Origin of the sequence: Nocardia gipuzkoensis (assembly GCF_021183645.1) — a bacterium.
Taxonomy (GTDB): domain Bacteria; phylum Actinomycetota; class Actinomycetes; order Mycobacteriales; family Mycobacteriaceae; genus Nocardia; species Nocardia abscessus.
Genome location: NZ_CP089225.1, coordinates 5,946,502 through 5,964,017 on the forward strand (window position 1 = coordinate 5,946,502; position 17,516 = coordinate 5,964,017).

18 protein-coding genes are annotated in these 17,516 nt (G+C 69.9%); 14 read left to right on the forward strand and 4 right to left on the reverse strand.

The genetic code is table 11. The features are described 5' to 3' along the window. Positions 1 to 9: 9 nt before the first annotated feature. The 9 genes from pafA (at position 10) to LTT66_RS27240 (ending at position 9,772) form a co-directional block, all read left to right on the forward strand. Entirely contained in the window at positions 10 to 1,368 is a 1,359-nt protein-coding gene (pafA, locus tag LTT66_RS27200; RefSeq protein ID WP_174186519.1) for a Pup--protein ligase, read from the forward strand. A gap of 22 nt (positions 1,369 to 1,390) precedes the next feature. Beyond that, the gene (locus LTT66_RS27205) at positions 1,391 to 1,687 is read left to right on the forward strand and encodes a thiamine-binding protein (RefSeq protein WP_043692955.1); all 297 of its coding nucleotides are present in this window, start codon (positions 1,391 to 1,393) and stop codon (positions 1,685 to 1,687) included. 104 nt (positions 1,688 to 1,791) lie between these two features. Further along, a complete protein-coding gene (locus LTT66_RS27210; RefSeq protein ID WP_233061307.1) occupies positions 1,792 to 2,787 on the forward strand; it encodes a helix-turn-helix transcriptional regulator in 996 nt (331 codons plus the stop codon). Beyond that, a complete protein-coding gene (locus LTT66_RS27215) occupies positions 2,784 to 3,761 on the forward strand; it encodes a helix-turn-helix transcriptional regulator (RefSeq protein WP_233061309.1) in 978 nt (325 codons plus the stop codon). The genes LTT66_RS27210 and LTT66_RS27215 overlap by 4 nt, the downstream gene beginning before the upstream one ends. A 22-nt stretch (positions 3,762 to 3,783) precedes the next feature. Beyond that, complete coding sequence (locus LTT66_RS27220; RefSeq protein ID WP_233061311.1) at positions 3,784 to 4,833, forward strand: 2-dehydropantoate 2-reductase; 1,050 nt, start codon at positions 3,784 to 3,786, stop codon at positions 4,831 to 4,833. A 64-nt stretch (positions 4,834 to 4,897) separates the two neighbouring features. Next, positions 4,898 to 5,158 (forward strand): Sec-independent protein translocase subunit TatA, encoded by a 261-nt coding sequence (gene tatA, locus LTT66_RS27225; RefSeq protein WP_043692941.1) that lies wholly within the window; start codon positions 4,898 to 4,900, stop codon positions 5,156 to 5,158. 98 nt (positions 5,159 to 5,256) lie between these two features. Continuing rightward, positions 5,257 to 6,210, forward strand: a complete 954-nt coding sequence (gene tatC / locus LTT66_RS27230; protein WP_233061313.1) for a twin-arginine translocase subunit TatC — start codon at positions 5,257 to 5,259, stop codon at positions 6,208 to 6,210. 3 nt (positions 6,211 to 6,213) lie between these two features. Next, complete coding sequence (locus LTT66_RS27235; RefSeq protein WP_233061315.1) at positions 6,214 to 8,916, forward strand: DEAD/DEAH box helicase; 2,703 nt, start codon at positions 6,214 to 6,216, stop codon at positions 8,914 to 8,916. A 160-nt stretch (positions 8,917 to 9,076) separates the two neighbouring features. Next, the gene (locus tag LTT66_RS27240; protein ID WP_195067466.1) at positions 9,077 to 9,772 is read left to right on the forward strand and encodes a DUF4333 domain-containing protein; all 696 of its coding nucleotides are present in this window, start codon (positions 9,077 to 9,079) and stop codon (positions 9,770 to 9,772) included. A 452-nt stretch (positions 9,773 to 10,224) separates the two neighbouring features. On the opposite strand, the gene LTT66_RS27245 is transcribed toward LTT66_RS27240, so the two are convergent. After that, positions 10,225 to 11,190, reverse strand: coding sequence for a 5'-3' exonuclease (locus LTT66_RS27245; protein ID WP_233061317.1), 966 nt, complete (start codon positions 11,188 to 11,190; stop codon positions 10,225 to 10,227). 84 nt (positions 11,191 to 11,274) lie between these two features. Here LTT66_RS27245 and LTT66_RS27250 point away from each other — a divergent pair, with 84 nt between their 5' ends. After that, positions 11,275 to 12,402, forward strand: coding sequence for a M24 family metallopeptidase (locus LTT66_RS27250; protein ID WP_195099887.1), 1,128 nt, complete (start codon positions 11,275 to 11,277; stop codon positions 12,400 to 12,402). 57 nt (positions 12,403 to 12,459) lie between these two features. Here LTT66_RS27250 and LTT66_RS27255 read toward each other — a convergent pair whose 3' ends face one another. Then, positions 12,460 to 12,903: a PPOX class F420-dependent oxidoreductase gene (locus LTT66_RS27255; protein WP_195033086.1), complete on the reverse strand. Its 444-nt coding sequence runs from the start codon at positions 12,901 to 12,903 to the stop codon at positions 12,460 to 12,462. A gap of 115 nt (positions 12,904 to 13,018) precedes the next feature. On the opposite strand from LTT66_RS27255, the gene LTT66_RS27260 reads away from it, so the two are divergent. The 4 genes from LTT66_RS27260 to LTT66_RS27275 all read left to right on the forward strand — a co-directional run bounded on the left by LTT66_RS27260 (position 13,019) and on the right by LTT66_RS27275 (position 16,478). Next, the gene (locus tag LTT66_RS27260) at positions 13,019 to 13,774 is read left to right on the forward strand and encodes an SDR family NAD(P)-dependent oxidoreductase (RefSeq protein ID WP_233061319.1); all 756 of its coding nucleotides are present in this window, start codon (positions 13,019 to 13,021) and stop codon (positions 13,772 to 13,774) included. Beyond that, on the forward strand, positions 13,771 to 15,036 hold the full coding sequence (cbiE, locus tag LTT66_RS27265) for a precorrin-6y C5,15-methyltransferase (decarboxylating) subunit CbiE (RefSeq protein WP_233061321.1): 1,266 nt from the start codon (positions 13,771 to 13,773) through the stop codon (positions 15,034 to 15,036). The genes LTT66_RS27260 and cbiE overlap by 4 nt, the downstream gene beginning before the upstream one ends. A 78-nt stretch (positions 15,037 to 15,114) precedes the next feature. Beyond that, entirely contained in the window at positions 15,115 to 15,732 is a 618-nt protein-coding gene (locus LTT66_RS27270; RefSeq protein WP_228820493.1) for a hypothetical protein, read from the forward strand. Beyond that, on the forward strand, positions 15,729 to 16,478 hold the full coding sequence (locus tag LTT66_RS27275) for a cobalt-precorrin-6A reductase (protein WP_233069414.1): 750 nt from the start codon (positions 15,729 to 15,731) through the stop codon (positions 16,476 to 16,478). The genes LTT66_RS27270 and LTT66_RS27275 overlap by 4 nt, the downstream gene beginning before the upstream one ends. Positions 16,479 to 16,524: 46 nt before the next feature. Here the strand turns inward: LTT66_RS27275 and LTT66_RS27280 are convergent, their stop codons facing one another. Together LTT66_RS27280 and LTT66_RS27285 are read right to left on the reverse strand one after the other, a co-directional pair. Next, the gene (locus LTT66_RS27280) at positions 16,525 to 17,055 is read right to left on the reverse strand and encodes a PadR family transcriptional regulator (protein ID WP_043692919.1); all 531 of its coding nucleotides are present in this window, start codon (positions 17,053 to 17,055) and stop codon (positions 16,525 to 16,527) included. A gap of 57 nt (positions 17,056 to 17,112) precedes the next feature. Then, the gene (locus LTT66_RS27285) at positions 17,113 to 17,508 is read right to left on the reverse strand and encodes a hypothetical protein (RefSeq protein WP_233061323.1); all 396 of its coding nucleotides are present in this window, start codon (positions 17,506 to 17,508) and stop codon (positions 17,113 to 17,115) included. Positions 17,509 to 17,516 lie beyond the last annotated feature (8 nt).

The following is a 17,516-nucleotide window of genomic DNA, read 5'->3' on the forward strand; positions in this document are numbered from 1 at the left end:
GTCGATGGTGTGCAGCGACGAATTATGGGGATCGAGACCGAGTTCGGTGTGACATGCACCTTCCACGGTCACCGTCGACTGTCCCCCGACGAGGTGGCCCGGTATCTGTTCCGCCGGGTGGTGTCCTGGGGCCGTAGCTCGAACGTGTTCCTCCGCAACGGTGCTCGGCTCTACCTCGATGTCGGGTCCCATCCGGAGTACGCGACAGCGGAGTGCGACAACCTGGCGCAGTTGGTGACCCACGACCGTGCGGGCGAGCGGGTCCTGGAAGAGTTGCTGATCGACGCCGAGCAGCGTCTGGCCGAAGAAGGCATCGGCGGCGACATCTACCTGTTCAAGAACAACACCGACTCCGCGGGCAACTCCTACGGCTGCCACGAGAACTTCCTCGTGGTCCGTGCGGGGGAGTTCTCCCGGATCTCCGACGTGCTGTTGCCGTTCCTGGTCACCCGCCAGCTGATCTGCGGTGCGGGCAAGGTGCTGCAGACGCCGAAGGCGGCCACGTTCTGCCTGTCGCAGCGCGCGGAGCACATCTGGGAGGGCGTCTCCTCGGCGACCACCCGCTCGCGGCCGATCATCAACACCCGCGACGAGCCGCACGCCGACGCGGAGAAGTACCGCCGCCTGCACGTGATCGTGGGCGACTCCAACATGTCGGAGACCACCACCATGCTCAAGGTCGGCACGGCCGCCCTGGTGCTGGAGATGATCGAGGCCGGTGTCTCGTTCCGCGACTTCGCGCTGGACAATCCGATCCGTGCGATCCGCGAGGTCTCGCACGACCTGACCGGTCGCCGTCCGGTGCGCCTGGCCGGAGGACGGCAGGCGAGCGCCCTGGACATTCAGCGGGAGTACTACGCCCGTGCCGTGGAGCATCTGCGCAACCGGGACCGCGATCCGCAGATCGATCAGGTGGTCGACCTGTGGGGCCGCACCCTGGACGCGGTGGAGGCGCAGGACTTCGCGAAGGTCGACACGGAGATCGACTGGGTGATCAAGCGCAAGCTGTTCCAGCGCTACCAGGATCGGTACGGCATGGAGCTGTCCGATCCGAAGATCGCCCAGCTGGATCTGGCGTATCACGACATCAAGCGCGGCCGCGGTGTCTTCGACCTGCTGCAGCGCAAGGGCCTGGCCAAGCGCGTCACCGAGGACGAGGCCGTGGACGCCGCGGTGGACACCCCGCCGCAGACCACCAGGGCCAAGTTGCGCGGTGACTTCATCACCGCCGCGCAGGAGGCCGGCCGCGACTTCACCGTCGACTGGGTGCACTTGAAGCTGAACGACCAGGCGCAGCGCACCGTGCTGTGCAAGGACCCGTTCCGCTCGGTCGACGAGCGTGTCGATCGCCTGATCGCGTCCATGTGAGTGGGGCGGGCATGATCGTGGCATGATCATCGCCTTCTCCGTCACACCGCTCGGAACCGGCGTCGACGTCGGGCGCGCGGTCGCCGAGGCGGTCCGCGTGGTGCGCGCCAGCGGACTGCCCAACCACACCGATGCCATGTTCACCACCGTCGAGGGCGAATGGGACGAGGTGATGGCCGTGGTGAAACAGGCGACCGATGCCATTCTCGCCGTCGCGCCGCGGTGCAGCCTGGTGTTGAAGGCCGACATCCGGCCCGGTGTGACCGATGCGATCACCGCCAAGGTGGAGAAGGTCGAGCGCTACCTCACCGAGGGTTGACCGCCCGCGCGTTCCTGCCCCGAAGCGGATGCACCGTGGCCGAAGCAGTACCGAATCGCGCGCCGCCGCGCGGTGGCGCGGGTGCGCAGATTACCCTCTATCGGGTGGCGATATCCAAGGTCGAGCGGCTGATGAATCTGGTCATCGCGCTGCTGTCGACCCGGCAGTTCCTGACCGCGGAGCGGATCCGGGAGAGCGTCGCCGGTTACGAGGACTCCGCCAGCGACGAAGCGTTCAGCCGGATGTTCGAGCGGGACAAGAACGAACTGCGCGATCTCGGCATTCCCCTCGAAGTCGGTCCGGTGAGCCGGTACACGACGATCGAGGGCTACCGGATCAACCGCGACGCCTACGAGCTACCCGACATCGACCTGACCGATCAGGAGGCGGCCGCCGTCGCCGTGGCCGTGCAGATGTGGGAATCGCCCGAGCTGGCCGCCGCGGCGGAGGGCGCGCTGCTCAAACTGCGCGCGGCGGGCATCCATGTGGAGACCGACGCCGCCGTGGCCTCGGTGCCGGCCGTCCCGGCCCGCACCCGTGGCTCGGAACCGGTGCTCGGCAAACTCCTGGCCGCGATCGACGCGGGCCAGGCGGTGCGGTTCGAGCATCGCACGGCGATCAACGCCCCCTATCTGATGCGCGACGTCGAGCCGTGGGGCGTGGTCACCCATCACGGCCGCTGGTATCTGGTCGGGCACGACCGGGACCGGGACGCGGTGCGCAGTTTCCGTCTGTCCCGGATCGGCGACGACGTGACCGCCTACGGCCCGCGCAACGTCGTGCGAAAGCCGGACGGCGTCGACCTGCGCACCATCGTCGACCAGGTCACCAGCACCGCGCCGGTCAGCGGCTCGGCGACGGTGTGGGTGGCCGAGGGGCGGGGACGGGAGATCCGCAGGCTGGGCCAGGTGACCGGTGCGCGCACGGTAGGCGGCCGCGACGGTGCGGTCGTCGAGCTTCCGGTGCGATCGCGGGACTGGCTGGCCCGGCTCATCACCGGGCTGGGGCCGGATGCCATGGTGCTGGCCCCGGAGTCGCTACGCACCGATGTCATCGCGCGGTTGCGCTCGGTGTTCGACCGCACGGAGGTGCGGGCATGAGCTCGCGGCTGTCGGTACGTCTTTCCCGGCTGCTGAACATGATCCCGTACTTCATCGCCCATCCCGGTATCAGCGCCGCCGAGGCCGCCGCCGACTTGGGCGTCACCACAAAGCAGCTGATGAGCGATCTGAATCAGCTGTGGATGTGCGGGCTACCCGGGTACGGCCCGGGCGATCTGATCGACCTGTCGTTCTCCGAGGAGAGCATCGAGGTCACCTTCTCCGCGGGCATCGATCGGCCGTTGCGGCTGACCTCCACGGAAGCGACCGCGCTGCTGGTCGCGCTGCGCTCGATCGTGGAGATGCCCGGCATGGTGGACCCGACCGCGGCCCACGCGGCCATCGCGAAGATCGAATCGGCGATCGCGGGTAGCGCGGCTCCCGCCGAGGACGGACGATCGCGAACGCCGCCGCAGGAGGCGCCCGCGGTGGCCGCGGTGCGCTCGGCGCTGGCGCTGGGCCGGGCGCTGCGGCTGGTGTACTACTCCGCCAGCCGGGACGTGGTGTCCGAACGGATCGTCGACCCGATCCGCATCGTCCTCGTGGACGACAACAGCTATCTGCAAGCCTGGTGCAGGCAGGCCGAGGGCGTGCGGCTGTTCCGCTTCGACCGGATCGAGGCCGCGGCCGAACTGGGCGAGCCGGCCCGGCCGCCCGAGCATGCCACCCAGGCGACAGCGGGCCTGGACCTGTTCCAGGACGACCCCGCGGTTCCCTTGGCGCACTTGCGGATCCACGCCGACTACGCTTGGGTTCTCGATCAGTACCCGATGCACCGGCTCGCGGTGCACCCCGACGGCAGCCTGGAGGCGACCATGCGGTTCGCCACGCTGGACTGGATGGCGCGCCTGCTGCTCGGTTTCGGATCGGGCGTCACCGTCCTGGGGCCGCCGGAGCTGGTCGCGGCGGTGCGCGAGCGGTCGAACGCCGCGCTGGCCGCCTACGAGGAAGCCGGATACCTGGAGGCCCGATGAAGGACGACGAGGCCCTACCGGCATGAACAGTCGCGTGCTGGTGGTCGGTGCGGGCAGCATCGGCAATTTCGTCGGAGGCAAGCTCGGGGTGGCGGGCGCGGAGGTCACCCTGGTCGGCCGTAGACGGGTGCTCGACGAGCTCAGCGCGTCCGGGCTGCGGCTCACCGATCTCGACGGCGGGGACGACGCGCTGCCCGCGGACCGGTTCCACGTCGCCACCGAACCCGATGACGTCGGATCGGCCGATCTGGTGCTGGTGACGGTGAAATCGGCGGCGACCGCGGCGGCGGTGCGCGAGCTGGGCGGGAAGATTCGCCCTGGCACGGTGGTGCTGAGCCTGCAGAACGGTATCGGCAACGACTCGGTGATCCGGGAGATCCTGCCGCACTGCGTGGTCTTGGCGGGCATGGTGATGTTCAACGTCGTGCACCATCCCGGCGGACGCTTCCATCGCGGCACCGAGGGCGGTCTCGCGGTGCAGGACGATCCGGCGCTCGCGCCGTTCTCGGAGGTGTTCGAGCGGGCGGGACTCGGCTTGCGCCGGTATCCCGACCTGCGCCCGGTGCAGTGGGCGAAGCTGCTGCTCAACCTCAACAACCCGATCAACGCCCTGTCGGGGCGCCCGCTGCGGGAAGAGCTCGCCGACCGCGACTACCGCCGCTGCTTGGCTCTGACCCAGCGCGAAGCGCTCGCGGTGATGAACAAGGCGCGAATTCGCCCGGCCCGGCTGACACCGTTGCCGCCCCGCGTGATGGCCACCCTGCTGACCGTCCCCGACGGCCTGTTCCAGCGGGTGGCCGGGCAGGTGCTGGCCATTGATCCGATGGCGCGTTCGTCCATGGCCGACGATCTGGAGCTGGGCCGCACGACCGAAATCTCCTGGCTGTGCGGGGAAATCGTCGGACTGGGCGCGATGGTCGGGATGCCGACGCCGGTGAATCAACGGCTGATCGAATTGATCGTCGCCGCCGAGCAGGGCGACCGGCGCGCGTGGACCGGTCGCGAACTGCTCGGTCAGTTGCGGGCCGCCGCGGCGGGCAGCGGGCCCGAACGCCGGGCGAACGAGTGGTGACGGCGGCGTTCGCGCACGTCACGGTCCGGTAGCATCGGAATATCACAGTCTTGGGAGGTAGATCATGGGCAGTCTGAGCATCTGGCACTGGCTGATCATTGCGGTGGTTTTCGTGATGTTCTTCGGCGCGAAGCGGATGCCCGACGCGGCCCGCAGCCTGGGCCGATCGTTGCGCATCTTCAAGAGCGAGGTGAGCCAGATGCACAACGAGAGCAACGCGTCCGATTCCGGCGCGTCCGCTCAGCAGCCCGCGCCGCAGTTGCCCGCCGCGCAGCAGCCGACGCCGTCGGTCACCGAGCCCCGCACCGAGCAGAAGTCGGTCTGAGCGGATTCCGCTCGCGCCGGAGTGAGGAAGAACTCACTCCGGACCTAGTGCTGTTGCCGAGCTGAGCGAGGCACTCAACCCAGGGGCGATCACCAACCATGCGAATCCCGTTCGATCCGCGGCGTAGCAAGCGCAGGACGAATCCCGACGGCACGATGTCGTTGGTCGAGCATCTGCAGGAGTTGCGGTACCGGTTACTGGTGTCGATCGCCGCGGTGATCGCGACGACGGTGCTGGGATTCCTGTGGTACGCGCACGGGTTCCTCGGGGTCGACAGCCTCGGTGAGATCCTGCGGGGGCCGTATTGCTCGCTGCCCGCTTCGGCGCGTGCGACGTTGAGCCCGGACGGCGAGTGCCGTCTGTTGGCGACCGCGCCGTTCGAGCAGTTCACGTTGCGGTTGAAGGTCGGTATGACCGCGGGCGTGGTGCTGGCGGCGCCGATCTGGCTGTATCAGCTGTGGGCGTTCATCACCCCGGGCTTGTACGCCAAGGAACGCAAGTACGCGATCGGGTTCGTGTCCTCGGGCACGGTGCTGTTCGCCGCGGGCGCGGTGCTGGCGTATGTGGTGATCGCGCACGCGTTGAGCTTCTTGCTGACCATCGGCGACAACGTGCAGATCACGGCGTTGAGCGGATCGCAGTACTTCAGCTTCATCCTGCAGTTGCTGATCATCTTCGGCGTCAGTTTCGAGACCCCGTTGCTGATCATCGGGTTGAACCTGGTGGGGGTGCTGACCTATCAGCGGTTGAAGGCGTGGCGGCGGGGGATCACGTTCGGGTTGTTCGTGTTCGCGGCGATCGTGACGCCGCAGGATCCGTTCTCGATGCTGGCGCTGGCGTTGGCGCTGACGGTGCTGTTCGAAGTCGCGATCCAGTTCTCCCGGATCAACGACCTGCGCCGGGCGCGTAAGGAGCGCGAGGGCTTGGGTGCGCTGCCGGACGAGGAGGCCTCCGAGCTGGATGGGCCGGAGCCGATCGATGCGGCCGAATCGGTCTCGACGCCAGCGGAGAAATCCACACGACCGGTGTCGGACTACTCCGATACGCTCTGACGAGTGACAGATGACCGGTCGCGGACGGGCGAGTTGGACGTATTTTCCGCCGAACTGAAGTTCCGGCTGGATCCGTTTCAGCGCGATGCCTGCGCGGCGCTCGAAGAAGGCCATAGCGTCCTGGTCTGCGCCCCGACGGGCGCGGGAAAGACGGTCGTCGGCGAATTCGCCGTCCACCTGGCGCTGGCCGCGGGCGGCAAGTGCTTCTACACCACACCCATCAAGGCGCTGTCGAACCAGAAGTTCGCCGACCTGACCGAGCGTCACGGTCGTGCGAGCGTCGGATTGCTGACCGGCGACCAGTCGATCAATCCGGACGCGCCGGTGGTCGTGATGACCACCGAGGTGCTGCGCAACATGCTCTACGCGTCCTCGGACGCGCTGCGCGGATTGTCCTACGTCGTGATGGACGAGGTGCACTACCTGGCCGACCGCTTCCGCGGCGCCGTGTGGGAGGAGGTCATCCTGCATCTGCCGCCGGACGTGCGGTTGGTCAGCCTGTCGGCCACCGTCAGCAACGCCGAGGAGTTCGGCGCCTGGATGGAAACCGTGCGCGGCGACACCGCGGTGGTGGTCGACGAGACCAGACCGGTGCCGCTGTGGCAGCACGTCATGGTGGGCCGGCGCATGTTCGACCTGTTCGACACCAGGTCGACCGAGCAGAAGGTGCTCGTCGACGAAGATCTGGTGCGGTTCATCCGTCAGCGGGAGGCCACCGACCGGATGAACAGCTGGAGCGCCCCGCGCAACGGCCGTGGCGGACCGCGCCGGGATTTCCGTCCGCTGCCGCGGCCGGAGGTGCTCGCGAAACTGGACGAAGAGGGCCTGCTGCCGGCGATCACGTTCATCTTCAGCCGGGCGGGCTGCGACGGTGCGCTCGCGCAGTGCCTGCGGTCACGGCTGGATCTGAGCCGTCCGGAGGAGCGCGACGAGGTCGACGCGATCATCGACAAGCACACCGGCGATCTGCCGAAGTCCGATCTGGAGGTGCTCGGCTACTGGGAGTGGCGCGAGGCGCTGCACCGCGGCCTGGCCGCGCATCACGCCGGAATGCTGCCCGCGTTCCGGCACACCGTCGAGGAACTGTTCGTCAACGGTCTGGTGCGGGCTGTCTTCGCCACCGAGACGCTGGCCCTGGGCATCAACATGCCCGCGCGCACGGTCGTGCTGGAACGGCTGGTCAAGTTCAACGGCGAGTCGCATGCCGAGCTCACGCCGGGGGAGTACACCCAGCTGACCGGGCGTGCCGGTCGGCGTGGCATCGACGTCGAAGGCCACGCGGTGGTGCTGTGGCAGCCCGAGGTGGACACCAGCGCGGTCGCCGGTCTGGCATCGACCCGCACCTATCCACTGCGCAGCTCGTTCCGGCCGGGCTACAACATGTCGATCAACCTGATCGACCGGATGGGCGCCGACGAATCGCGCGCCCTGCTGGAGCGATCGTTCGCCCAGTTCCAGGCGGACCGGTCGGTGGTCGGGTTGGTGCGCGGCATCGAACGCAACGACGCCGCGCTGCGCAAACTGCGTGATCAGCTCGGCGGCGCGGAAGGCGGGTTCCTGGAGTACCTGGCGCTGCGTGAGCGGATCAAGCAGAGGGAGCGGCAGCTCACCCAGCAGAGCCGCGCCGACCGGCGGGGCGCCGCGGTGGACGCGCTCGGCGCGCTGCGGCGCGGTGACGTGGTGGCGATTCCCTCCGGCCGCCGCGCCGGGCTCGCGGTGATCCTGGAGCCGGACGCGACGCCGGGGGATCCGCGGCCGCTGGTGCTCACCGAGGACAAGTGGGCCGGGCGGGTGTCGGTCGCCGACTTCCCGGTGCCCGCCGAGGCGCTCGGGCACATGCGGTTGCCGCGCCGGGTGGACCATCGGACGGCGCGCACTCGCCGCGATCTGGCCTCGGCGCTGCGCAGCACCGGCATTTCGGTGCCCGGCCGGCCCCGGCGCGGCAGGCAGTCCGCCGCGGCCGACGACCGGGAACTGGCCACGCTGCGCCGTACCCTGCGCGCGCATCCGGCGCACGCGCGGCCCGATCGCGAGCAACTGTCCCGGGTGGGCGAGCGCTACAACCGGTTGCAGCGCGAAACGGAGGCAATGCGCCAGAAGGTTGCCGCGACCACCAATTCGCTGGCGCGCACGTTCGATCGGATCCTCGGCCTGCTGGAGGAACGCGGATTCGTGCACGAGAGCGAGGTGACCCCGGACGGACGCAGGCTGGCCCGCATCTACGCCGAAAGCGACCTGCTGGTCGCCGAATGCCTCCGGAAGGGGCTCTGGCGCGGCCTCGGCGCGGCCGAACTGGCCGGCGTGGTGTCGATCCTGGTGTACGAATCCCGCCAAGAGGGCGGATATCTCGGTGCGAGCGGACCGACGGCGCCGATCCGGCGAGCGGTCGGCGCGACCATCGGGGTCTGGTCCGAGCTGCGGTCCGACGAAGCCCGGCACAAGCTGCCGCCGACCAGGGAGCCCGATCTGGGCTTCGTCGACGGTGTCTACAAATGGGCGCGCGGGGACGGGTTGGCCGTGTCGTTGCTCGCCAGTGGCGACCAGGGAGCGCCGCTGTCGGCCGGTGACTTCGTGCGCTGGTGCAGACAGGTGATCGATCTGCTCGACCAGATCCACAACACCGCCGACGACCCGGAGATCGCCGCCACCGCGGCCAAGGCCGTGCGGGCGATCCGGCGCGGTGTCGTGGCGGTGGACGCCGCCTGACCGGTGTCGCGACCGGCCCGGCGGCGGCAATAGCAACACGGCGGATTCGATTGTGATTTGATTTCTTTCGCGTACCGACCGTGGCGGAGTAGTCGTGTCATGCGACGAGGCCCACGCGGGGGGCTACCGTGTGTACAACGATGCGAGTGGAGGCAAGCAGATGAGCGGCCCGTACGGACCGAACGACCCCGGGGAGGGACGCAACGATCCCACCCAGCAGTGGGGTGGACAGCAGGCGCCGGGCGGGGCCGGTCCCACCCAGCAGTGGAGTGGTCAGCCGCAGACCCCGGCCTCGGCCCAGCCCACCCAGCACTGGGGTGACCAGCAACCGCAGCAGCAGTGGGGTCAGCAGCAGCCGCCCCAGCAGCCGTGGGGTGGTCAGCAACCGCAGCAGCCGCAGCAGCCGCAGTGGGGCCAGCAACCGCAGCAGCAGTGGGGTCAGCAACCGCAGCAGGACTGGGGTCAGCAGGGCCAGCAGCCGCAGTGGGGACAGCAGCCACAGCCGCAGTGGGGCGCTCCCGGCCAGCAACCGCCGCAACAGGGTGGCAAGGGCAAGGGCCTGATCATCGGCCTGTCCGTACTCGGCGTCGCGGTGGTCGGCGCGATCGTCGCGCTCGTGCTCGTGCTGACCGCCAAGGACCAACTCGACCAGGCCGCGGTGCAGGACGGCGTGAAGAAGGTGCTGTCGGACTCCTACGGCATCCAGGACATCAGCGATGTCTCCTGCCCGTCGGGCCAAGAGGTCAAGGTCGACGCCACCTTCGAATGCAGCGTGAAGGTCAGCGGCGAGGCCAAGAAAGTGTCCATCAAGATCACCAAGGACGACGGCACCTACGAGGTCGGTCGCCCGAGCTAGGCTGCTGTGCTGGTTTTTCCAGCGCCTGCGGCGCGGGGTGTTCGCGGCCTCTTGATGGCTCGCGTCCGAGCGACCGCCGCTTGCTCCTACGTCGCCTACGCGACGGCCACTCGGACGCGAGCCGGGCTGTGCTGGTTTTTCCAGCGCCTGCGGCACCGGGTGTTCGCGGCCCCCTGATGGCTCGCGTCCGAGCGACCGCCGCTTGCTCCTACGTCGCCTACGCGGCGGCCACTCGGACGCGAGCCGGGCCGCGAACGGCGCATGCTGGGTCTCGCTTCGCTCGAAACCGGGAGCTGAGCCGGTGTGGTTGCGTGTGGCGGATAGTTGCGCTGCCAGGGGTTTCGCTGTAGAGACCGAGGTGGGAGGGCGCTGATGACCGGCGCGTGCTCGGTCTCGCTTCGCCGCTGAATCGGCTTCCGGCGACGCGAGCGGTGGGCCTGGGTGTTCCCGCGTCAGGCGGTGCGTGCGGCGAGTGCCGTGATCAACCGGGTGACCGGGCTCTCGGCGTTGTAGGCGGTGGCGAGGGCGCGCAGCCGGTCCGCGTCGGCCGGTTCGGTGGGGAGGACGTCGCTTCGGGACAAGGTCACTTCGGCGTCGCAGACGACCCGGACGACCGGGGCGGCGGCCTTCAAGTAGTCCTCGGCGGCGCGCAACCGGGCGCGCACGCTTTGCGCCAGGTCGGCGTCGGGATCCTCGACGGCCGCGACCAGGGCGTCCAGCGAGCCGAAGCGGGAGATCAGCGTGGAGGCGGATTTCTCGCCGATGCCGGCCACCCCGGGCAGGCCGTCGGAGGCGTCACCACGCAGTGTGGCCATGTCGGCGTAGGCCGGGCCCGCGTTGCGCAGCGGCACACCGTATTTCGCCGAGACCTCGGCCGGGCCGAACAGTTCTGCCTTCGCCAGGCCGCGTCCGGCGTAGAGCACCCGCACCTGGGGGGTGGGCTCGTCCCGGACGAGCTGTAGCAAGTCGCGGTCACCACTGACCACGACGACCTCGTCGGTGCGCTCGCGAGTGGCCAGGGTGCCCAGCACGTCGTCGGCCTCCAGCCCGTCCGCGCCGCCGGTCGCGATGCCCGCCGCGTCGAGCACCTCGAGGATCATCTCGACCTGGGGGGTAAGGGCGTCGGGAACGCTTTCGGCGCCGGGAGCGGCCTCCGCTGACGTATCCAACCGGTGGGCCTTGTAGGACGGCACCAGATCGACCCGATAGGCCGGGCGCCAGTCCAGATCCAGGCAGACCACCAGCCTGCTCGGTGCGAATTTGGTGATCAGCGACGCGACCATGTCGGTGAAACCACGCAGCGCGTTCACCGAGCGGCCATCGGGCGCGGTGATCTTGTCGGGGATGGCGTGGAAGGCGCGGAACCACAGACTGGCTCCGTCCAACAGCAACAGGGGCCCACCGGCAGCAGAGGTCACGCGCTGAGGCTACTCGCTCGCACCGACACCGCTCCGGCGAAGTTCGGCGTTCATCCCTCCCGCGTGCCGGGTAACGTCGGACGAATGAGCTCGCATACGGATTCCAGGTTCGCGGCGGACGTCTACGGTGCACGGCTGGAGCGTGCGGTGGAACTGATGCGGGCCGCCCACCTCGACGCGTTGCTGATCACTCCCGGGCCGGACCTGCGCTATCTGATCGGCTCGGCGGCCGAATCGTTCGAGCGGCTGACCTGCTTGGTGATCCCCGCGGACGGCGCGCCCGCGTCGGTGGTGATCCCGAAACTGGAGCTGGCGTCGCTGGACGCCTCCGCGGCGGGTGAACTGGGTCTGCAAGTGCTGGACTGGGTGGACGGCACCAACCCGTACGCCCTGGTGAAGTCCACACTGCATGTCGGTTCCCGGGTGGCCGTGGCCGATGCCATGCCCGCACTGCATCTGCTGCCGCTGGCCGAGTCGTTCACCGGTCTGCCGGTGTCCGCCACCCCCGTCCTGCGCGAGCTGCGCATGATCAAGGACGCCGCCGAGGTGGACGCGCTGCGCCGGGCGGGCGCCGCGATCGACCGGGTGCACGCGCGGATGGGCGAGTTCTTGCGGGTGGGGCGCACCGAGGCGGAGGTCGGGCGCGACATCGAGGCCGCGATCGTGGCGGAGGGGCACACCGAGGCGGCGTTCGTCATCGTCGGCAGCGGCCCGCACGGCGCGGACCCGCATCACGGGGTGTCCGAGCGCCGTCTCGAGGCCGGGGACGTGGTGGTCGTCGACATCGGCGGCCCCGTCGAACCCGGGTACTACTCCGACTCCACCCGCACCTACGTCCTGGGCGAGCCCGCCCCCGAGGTGGCCGCGCGGTATGCCGAACTGGAGAGCGCGCAGGCGGCGGCGGTCGCGGCCGTCCGCCCGGGCGTCACCGCGGCCGCGGTCGACGCGGCGGCGCGAAATCCCCTGACGGAAGCGGGTTTCGGGCACGCCTTCGTGCACCGCACCGGCCACGGGATCGGGCTGTCGGTGCACGAGGAGCCCTACATCGTCGCGGGCAACGACCTCGTCCTGCAGCCCGGCATGGCCTTCAGCGTCGAGCCCGGCATCTACTTCCGTGGCGAGTGGGGCGCGCGCATCGAGGACATCGTGGTCGTCACCGACGACGGCGGCGAGGCCCTGAACAAGCGGCCGCACGGTCTCGCGGTCTTGTGATCGACGGTTGACGACCGAGGACGTCACGCCCGGGCGATGCGGCGCGCGGCGGGGACCCTACGCGCCCGCGCCGTTGCCGCGGGCCTCGCCGTCCGCGGTCGGCGCGACGAGCGTGCTGCTGGACAGGACGCGCCGGACCTGGATGGCGATCACCACACGCGTCGGGTTCTCCCGCGGCACGCGGTAACGACCGGCGTACCGCTCGACCGCCTCGGCGACGTCGTCCGGGGCGTCGAGGACGGTCGCCGGGCCCTCCAAGGTGATCCACCGGATGCCATCGACCTGGCTGACCGCCGCATAGCCGGAGCGGCGCACATTGCGTACCTTCACCGACCCGTCGTTGGTGATCACGCGCGCGATCCCGGCTTCCCGGTCCCAGGTGAACCCCACCGCCACCACGTGCGGCGTTCCGTCCGCCCGCAACGTCGTCAGCGTGGCGAGGTGCCGTTCGGCGACGAACTCCAGGGCGGCGGGCGACAACTCAGCAGTACTCGTCGGCATCTTCCGACCGTAGCCTCCGGCACCGCCGCACGTTTCACCAGCCCGACCGTGACGAGGACCCGCGCGCGGGTGAGTGCTGACGGGCCACACCAGTGGCAATGACAGACTGAGGCGCATGGGAACGCGTGGATTGGCCGACGGGACCGTACTGCTGCTCGGCGGGCGCAGCGAGATCGGCCTCGAAGTAGCGCGGCGGCTGGCGCCCGGACGAGTGGTGGTCCTCGCGGCCCGGCGCAGCGACGAGTTGGCCGCGCAGTGTGCGCAGATCACGGCCGCGGGCGCGAGCGGCGTGCACACCGTCGAGTTCGACGCCGACGACACCGCGAGTCATCCGGCGCTGCTGGAGAAGATCGACGCCGAGCACGGGCCGATCGGCATCGCGGTGCTGGCCTTCGGCGTGCTCGGCGATCAGCAGCGCGCCGAGCGGGATCCCGCCCACGCGGCGGCGATCCTGCACACCGACTTCGTCGCCCAGGCCGGTGTCCTCACCACCTTGGCGAATCTGCTGCGCACGCGCGGCGCGGGACAGATCGTGGTGTTCAGCTCGGTCGCGGGGGTGCGGGTCCGCCGCGCCAACTACGTCTACGGATCGGCCAAAGCGGGACTCGACGGCTTCGCCTCGGGTCTCGCGGACGCGTTGCACGGCAGCGGGGTTCGGTTGCTGCTGGTGCGACCCGGGTTCGTCATCGGGCGGATGACCGAGGGAATGTCGCCCGCTCCCTTCTCCAGCACGCCGGAACAGGTCGCCGATGCCGTGACCCGAGGTCTGCGCCGCGGCGCCGGCCGAGTCTGGGTGCCGCGCATCCTGCGACCGGTGTTCTTCGCGCTGCGCCTGCTGCCGCAAGCGATCTGGCGTCGGATGCCCCGGTGAGCACCGCATCCGTGCCGTGGACCGGCGCGCCGATCGCGGTGGTCGGTATCGGCGCCGACGGCTGGGACGGTCTCGGGCGCGCGGCGCGCGACGCCGTCGGCGACGCCGAGATCCTCTTCGGTTCCGCGCGCCAGCTCGCTCTGGTGCCGCCCGGTGTCGCGGCGCGGCGGGTGCGGTGGCCGTCGCCCTTGGTGCCCGCCCTGCCCGGGCTGCTCGAAGAGCACGCCGGCGCGCGGGTGTGCGTCCTGGCCAGCGGCGATCCGATGTTCTACGGAATCGGGGTCACCTTGGCCCGGCTGCTCGGCGCACCCGCGCTGCGAGTGCTGCCGCAGCCGTCGTCGGCCTCGCTGGCCTGCGCCCGGCTGGGGTGGTCGCTGCCCGAGACACCGGTGGTCAGCGTGGTGGGGCGTCCGCTGGTGACGGTGCTGCCGGAACTGGCCGACCGCAGGCGGCTACTGGTGCTCAGCGCCGACGAGCACACCCCCCGGGAGCTGGCGGCCTTGCTCGGTGAACACGGTTTCGGCGGGTCCGAACTGACGGTTCTCGAGCAACTCGGTGGTCGCGCCGAACGTCACCGCGCCGGAATCGCGAAGCAGTGGGAACACCCGCCGGGCGACCCGCTGAACATCGTGGCGGTCACCTGCGCGGCCGACCCGGGATTTCCGCGTGCCACCCGCCTGCCCGGCTTACCGGACGAATTGTTCGGCGGCGACGGCCAGCTCACCAAACACGAGATCCGCGCGCTGACGCTGGCGGCGCTGGCCCCGGCTCCCGGCGAGCTGCTGTGGGACGTCGGCGGCGGGTCGGGCAGCATCGCCATCGAATGGTGCCGGGCGCATCCGGGCAATCGGGCCGTCGCGTTCGAGCGGCTCGAGCGCAGGCGGCGGCAGATCGCCGACAACGCCACCGCTCTGGGCGTGCCGCACATCCTGGTGCGCGGCGAGGTGCGCGCCGAACTCGCCGCCGACGCCGGAATCGCCATGCCCGACGCGATTTTCGTCGGCGGGGGGCTGACCCAGGATGGCGTGCTCGAGACATGCTGGGCGCAGCTGCGTCAGGGTGGCAGGCTCGTCGCGAACGCGGTGACCGCCGAATCCGAATCGCTGCTGCTCAGCTGGTCGAGCGCCCAGGGCGGCGTTTTGCGTAAGTTCCAGATCTATCGCGGGGAACCCTTGGGCTCCTTCACCGCGTGGCGTCCCCAGCTTCCGGTCGCGCAGTGGTCGGTGGTGAAACCGGCTACGGGGTTCCCCGCTGAGGGGTGAACACGTTACCGGTCACGCGGTAGGGTCGGGGCCGAGTTCCGATCATGGTCGGAAATCCGATTCCTATTGGGGAGATAGATGAGATACAAGAAGTTCGCCGCTACCGCGTTGCTGGCGGTTGCCGCCACCGGGATCACCGCCGGTACCTCCTATGCCGCTCCCACGCCGCCCGCGGCGCAGGACCAGTCCGCCGCCGCGCCCGCGGTCACGGGCACGGACCAGGGCGTCGGCTACGCGCTGCAGCTCGCCGACGCGGGTAAGTCGGTCGTCACCAGCGTGACCGGCGGCGCGTTCAGCGTCGACACCGACAACCGCGCGGTCACCCTGAAGAACTCCGCGGGCGAGACCGTCACCAGCATTCCGCTCACCGCGACCGCCAAGGGCCAGGAGGTCCGGATCGCCGCGGCGGTCGCCGACGAGGGCAGGCAGCTGACGCTGACGCCGCAGGTCGCGCCGACCGCGAACGCACCGGTCGCCGCCGAGTTCATCGGGGCGCAGGAATGGTTTTTCGCCGAGTTGCAGCGTGCCTCGCTGGGCGCGCTGGTCGGCGGTCTGATCGGTGCCGCGATCGGCATCGTCTTCTTCGGTGTCGGCATCCTGCCGGGCGCGGTGCTCGGCGCGCTGATCGGTCTCGCCGTCGCGGGCGGGCCGTCGCTGCTGAACGCGGGCATCGCCTACTTCAGCGGCCAGCCCTGAGAGTTCTGATCCTGGGCGGCACCCGCGAAGCGCGGGAGCTGGCCCACATCGCTTCCGGCGAGCGAGGATTCGAGATCGTGTCCTCGCTCGCCGGTCGTGTGCGCGCGCCCCTGCTGCCCGAGGGGGCGGTCCGCGTCGGCGGCTTCGGTGGCGCCGAGGGACTGCGGGCCTGGCTCGAGGCCAACGACGTGACCACGATGGTGGACGCCACTCACCCGTTCGCGGCGGGCATCAGCGCCAACGCGGCGGCGGCCGCGCGCGCTTCGGGTGTGCCGCTGGTGCACCTGCGGCGGCCGAGTTGGGTGCAACACCCGGGTGACCGGTGGGTACGCGTATCCGATCTCCCCGCCGCCGCGAGGGAAGCGGCCGCCCTCGGCGAGCGAGTCTTCCTGACCATCGGCAGGCAAGGCGTCGACGCGTTCGCGGGACTCGACCGGCAGTGGTTCCTGATCCGCGCCATCGACCCGCCGGAGGGCGCGCTGCCGCCGCGGCACGAACTGCTCCTCGCCCGTGGACCTTTCGCGCTCGAAGACGAATCGCGGTTGCTCGCCGAGCATCGGATCGACGTACTCGTCACCAAGGACAGCGGCGGCGATCAGACCGAAGCCAAACTCGCCGCCGCCCGTACGGCGGGAATTCCGGTCGTCGTCGTGGACCGTCCGCCGCTGCCGGAGGGCGCGCAGATCGTGGAATCCGCTGCGCAGGCAATGGATTGGCTGCGCGAGACGCGAATCCGGCACGAGTGAGCCTCTCCGGGCTCACCAGCGGCGAGCCGCGGTGTGGGCCGGGCGATCAGCGGCCGAGCAGTTCCGGCAAATGGTCGAACCACTCCAGCACCGCTCGCTCGTAGCGAATCCCGAAATCCAGTGTGGCGCGGGCGAATGCCGGCATCTCCTCGGGGTCTTCGGCGAGATACCGGGTGAGCCGCGCCTGGTGGATCTCCCGGTTGGCCGCGACGATGCCGTCGAGCCGGTCGCGATCGAGATGCGCACCGAAGGAGAGCGTGAGCAGCAACGGCACCCGGATGGTCTCCCCGCCGGGATCGCGGGCGACCCATTCCAGGAAGGCTTCGCGGCCCGCGTCGGTGAGGTGGTACGGCGTCCGTTCCCTGGCTCCGGTCTCGCCCTTCTCGACCAGTCCCGCCGCGTCCATCGTGGCGAGTTCCCGGTAGACCTGGCTCTGCGTGATCGTCCAGAAGTCGCCGATGCGCTCTTGGGCCTCGGTGACCAGATCCCACCCCGACATCGGGCCTTCGTGCAGAAATCCGAGCAACGACGCCGCCGTCGAGTTCAGCGGCTTGCGTGTGGTCGCGGTGTTGGTCAACGACTGCTCCCTTCGCTCTCAACATTCCATAGTGGAATGTTACCTGAACGGGGTGGGTCAGGCGTCGCCGGCCAGTTTGTCGAGCCGGGCGAGTACCTGCGCCATGCCCTGCTCCAGCCGTGCCTGGCCCTGTTCGAGCTGCGCCTGGCCGCGCGCCAACGCCGCCTGACCCTGTTCCAAACGGACCTGTCCCTGTTCGAGCACCGTGACCCTGCGGTTGAGTTCGCCCACGTTCTCGCGCAGAGCGCCGACGTCCCGGTGCAGTTCGCCGACGGCTTCCCCGATGGTCTCCGCGCGCCGATCGATGCGGCCGATGCTGTCGAGCGTTTTCCTGGTCAGCGCCGCGAGTTCGTTGAGGACCTCGCCCTGCTCGTCGAGTGCCCGTTCGCCGGCGGTGGCCCCGGCCTCCAGGGCTCGGGCGCGCAGCGTCAGCTCCGACAGTGTCGCGGCCAAGGTCCCTC

Coding starts and splice junctions, on each gene's coding strand:
- LTT66_RS27205 (WP_043692955.1), top strand. CDS start 1,391: ATGATCATCGCCTTCTCCGTCACACCGCTCGGAACCGGCGTCGACGTC.
- LTT66_RS27215 (WP_233061309.1), top strand. CDS start 2,784: ATGAGCTCGCGGCTGTCGGTACGTCTTTCCCGGCTGCTGAACATGATC.
- LTT66_RS27220 (WP_233061311.1), top strand. CDS start 3,784: ATGAACAGTCGCGTGCTGGTGGTCGGTGCGGGCAGCATCGGCAATTTC.
- tatA (WP_043692941.1), top strand. CDS start 4,898: ATGGGCAGTCTGAGCATCTGGCACTGGCTGATCATTGCGGTGGTTTTC.
- tatC (WP_233061313.1), top strand. CDS start 5,257: ATGCGAATCCCGTTCGATCCGCGGCGTAGCAAGCGCAGGACGAATCCC.
- LTT66_RS27240 (WP_195067466.1), top strand. CDS start 9,077: ATGAGCGGCCCGTACGGACCGAACGACCCCGGGGAGGGACGCAACGAT.
- LTT66_RS27250 (WP_195099887.1), top strand. CDS start 11,275: ATGAGCTCGCATACGGATTCCAGGTTCGCGGCGGACGTCTACGGTGCA.
- LTT66_RS27255 (WP_195033086.1), bottom strand. CDS start 12,903: ATGCCGACGAGTACTGCTGAGTTGTCGCCCGCCGCCCTGGAGTTCGTC.
- LTT66_RS27260 (WP_233061319.1), top strand. CDS start 13,019: ATGGGAACGCGTGGATTGGCCGACGGGACCGTACTGCTGCTCGGCGGG.
- LTT66_RS27270 (WP_228820493.1), top strand. CDS start 15,115: ATGAGATACAAGAAGTTCGCCGCTACCGCGTTGCTGGCGGTTGCCGCC.